General features: G+C 69.3%; 1 protein-coding gene. It reads left to right on the top strand.

Going from position 1 to position 566, the window contains the following annotated elements:
• On the top strand, positions 1–566 hold a 566-nt coding region (locus tag RB628_RS41205; protein WP_318325744.1), incomplete at both ends, for a hypothetical protein.

Raw genomic sequence — 566 nt, 5'->3', positions numbered from 1 at the left:
GCGAAGGTCTTTCACCTCCGCTCGAAACACAGCGCCTCACGGCGCACCCACGACCAGCGCCACACCCTCGCCGCCCCCGAGGATCTCGCGACCTGGCTAACCCGGCACCTTCCGGACGCCGCGGATGACGTCCTGGCCCACGTGGACGACGAACTGCCCGACGCCCTAGGTGCCCTGAAAATCCCACTTGCGGACGCCAACAAGCGCCGCAGCGCCGCGAACCTCGACCCCCTGCACAACACTGACGGTCACCAGCGGCGGATGAACCTGTGGCTGCAGAAGCACGAGGACACCCTCGTCGGCCGTGTCCGCGACGCCTTCTGGCCTGTCTACGCTCGCGGCGAGGACTTGACCGACTACCTGCGCCTGCGCGAACTCCCCGGCCTGCGGCAGCCCGACCCTACCTGGGTCGACACCTACTGGGATCTGCCTCCCACCGTCTTGCAAGCCCGCGCCGACGCCTGGGCCGAGCGCCACCTGCCCGCCACGGGCAGCGAACACACCCCGCCCTCGCCTAGACCCGTACTTCGCGGGTCGTTGATTCGTATGGTGTGGCCGGTCGGGGG

Origin of the sequence: Streptomyces sp. ADMS (assembly GCF_033441795.1) — a bacterium.
In the GTDB taxonomy this organism is placed as follows: Bacteria; Actinomycetota; Actinomycetes; order Streptomycetales; family Streptomycetaceae; genus Streptomyces.
This window is presented reverse-complemented; position numbering and strand designations above follow the sequence as displayed.